Source organism: Halobacillus sp. BBL2006 (genome assembly GCF_000786645.1).
Lineage (GTDB): Bacteria > Bacillota > Bacilli > Bacillales > Halobacillaceae > Halobacillus.
The window spans coordinates 1-2,973 of sequence record NZ_JRNX01000090.1 but is presented as its reverse complement, the minus strand read 5'-3'; the positions used below and the strand labels follow the sequence as shown (position 1 = coordinate 2,973).

Here is a 2,973-nt window from a genome sequence, read left to right as displayed (position 1 = left end):
TGAGTCCGTTGAAAATAGGGAATTACAAACCGCTGTTGACAAAAGTAACATCTTTAACAATAATTAATGGAGTAACACAAGGTTACGTTACCCTTTTGTTACTCCTTTTTCTGTCAACCGGTTAACTATATACAGCGTCGTATTTCTTGCGTTCTTTCATGTAGTAATATGAAGAAATATAAAATGAAACTATTTGTAATGTCTCTGCTAAAATTATGTGTTTTTGCCTTTTGAATTAAATTTATATCATTTCATCCTATTCTAACGATTTAATTTAATCATAGTAAGGATTTCTAATTTTTAATTTGTATTTTCCACTTTCTGCTCGCTCAAAATAAAAACTATAAGTATTGGCTATCAGGGCTAACCTTTCGCTACCGCGTATCGAAATAATTTCTGAAAAGTCAGCACTACACAGATAAAATTCTTGATTGATTTTCTTTAAATTTAGAATTGGGTGATGAGTCTTTCCATTAATAACTATACTTGTTTCTTCGGCAACATGTAATTTAGCTTGATCGGCCCCCTTAAGCTGGATGATTTCCAACCATTCCCTCGAAAAACCCGATATTTTCTCCTTAAAATTTTTAGCTTTGTCTAATACTAGCTCTTTAACTTCGCGCATACTACCACTGGCCTCTTCATTATTTATAAATGAACTTAATTCTGTTGAAACCTTTCTTGATGCTATTCCAGATAAATAAATCTTAACTGCAATTAAATTTGGAAGTCCTAATTGAACTAGTAGAGCTAAATTTTCATAAACCTCAGATTGTTCTTCACATTCCAGACTTTTCAAGACTTTTGATATTGCATTTATTACCCAAGGTAGGGTAAAGCCATAGAATTGCTTACAAAACTTATTTTCTTTATCATTCAAATCACTTAAAGACTGACCTAATATCCATTTTCTTCTTAAATTTTCATTTAAGTTATCAACCACATATTCATTAAATGGCCTCGACGGCAATTCAGTAATAAAAATCTCTACATCTGCTAACAGGTTTATTATACTTTCTTCATCTTTATTTTCTTCTAAAAGCTTATTTGCTAATTCCTTTAACCTATCTACCTCTTGCCTAATATACCGAGCAGATTGAAGAGGTAAACCAGTAGAAACAAGGCTCACCTTTTCTTCTTTTTCAAGAGATTTCAAAGCTGTACTTCTAGCTTTTAAAATAGCTAAGACCTTCTGTTCATCAAACCCATCTAGATGTTGAGCTTGTAGATATGCTAAGGAGCTTCGAAAAAAATCATCTATCCATCCTTCAGCGCCAGTAATATTTTCAGATTCTAACTCTAACGATAGTAAAGTATCATCAATCAAGTCTAAATTCTCTTTAATATTTATTTGCCGCCTTTCATCACCTATAGATGTAAAATCGTTTTCTGCAATTAATTGTAAGAGAGTATCAAAGTCCATGCCAATATCTTCTGCAATTATTATAAACCATTTAATCAATATTAATAATCCACTCTTTACTTTTGTAAGTTTACTCGCATCAAAATACTCTTTAGCAACTTCTCTTTGCCAACTAGTTCTCCACTTGCTTTGAGTTAAATCGATACCAAAAAGAATTTTCCCTTCTCTATCAATAAAACTTCTACCAGCTCTACCTGCTAAATTCCAAAAATCATTATGACTAACTTTTTTAGATTGGTCTAACCAAACATTAGTAACTAAAATCGAGGATACTCCTATATTTACTCCTTGGCTTAATGTAGAAGTGGCAACAATAATTTTTGCGTTACCTTCCCTAATCAGTTTTTCAATATAGAGTCTAACTTCATTAGTGAGGCCAGCATGATGACAAAGTATACCATACTTTGCTAAACTTAAAATTTCAGAATCCTTCCCATATGCTTCAAGACAAGCTAGTTCGAACAAATGAAACACTTCGGGTGTTTTCCATGTATGTTCCTCATGATCTTGCATCCCTGTAACCATTTCCCTAGCTTGAGATAACACCATATTTTTTTTACCCACATAAATAAGAACGGGACCAATTTCAGATAGTCTTAAGGCTGAAGCAGCGTATGCTTGCTTTTTATCCCTAGGGAAATAATATGATGACCTTCTTTTTTGTATCTTAATTGGTGTGATGAAATTTTTGTTAAAAGAAACTTCATCCTCCCAAGAAATATTCACGTTATTGCCTGTGTACTCAAGTAAACCGAACCTTTGCGTTGAAGGCCGCCATGAGGACTTAATATTATTTCTTCTATCTTCCGTTATCCATTCAGCAATTTCTTCTGAGTTAGGAAGTATTGCTGAGAGCATTATTATTTTACCTTCAACAGTTTTAATATGATAGCGTAGTTCCTCAATAAACATTTCAGTATTTATATCCCTAATACTATTTCCTAACAAATGACCTTCGTCAATTACAACTAAGCCAATATTGCTCTTTATTTCTGAATTGCTTCTCCAGATAGCTTTTGCTTTTTCAGGAGTAGAAATAATTACATTACTATTTTCGATAATTATTTCATCTAATTTACTGAATTGAGTTCCACCATATAATTGTGAAACTTTATACCCTAAATTACCAAGAGTATTGGAGAGTGCTTCTTCTATTTCATAAGCTAACGACCTAAAAGGTGCAAGATAAAGAACATATGATTCAGGGTTATTTATAAGACTTTGAAGTATTGCGATTTCTGCTATTCTTGTCTTTCCGCTGCTCGTTGGTATAGAAATAACCGCACCTAAAGGGGATAGTGCTTTTGGTAAAGATCTTTTTTGAGAATTAAAAAGCTCTACAACAGGTGATTTTTGAAAGGCAAGTGTTTTTATGTAATCACTAACTTGTTTATCGCTTCCTTCAAGCAACTTCGGAAGTGTTGACCATAAAGAGTTGTCTTCAAATCCATCAATGATAATAATTAATAACCTAATAACCCACCACATTGCTGGCTCTTCATCTATAATAAGTAATTCTAATAAGTCATTTAGATTTTCTTTTGTTTGTT

At 32.5% G+C, this 2,973-nt stretch carries 1 protein-coding gene; it reads right to left on the bottom strand.

Annotated features, from left to right (window positions below; all coding sequences use genetic code 11):
* Nucleotides 1-274: 274 nt before the first annotated feature.
* A partial coding sequence (locus LD39_RS03405) for a DEAD/DEAH box helicase (RefSeq protein WP_035542917.1) occupies nucleotides 275-2,973 on the bottom strand: 2,699 nt, incomplete at its 5' end.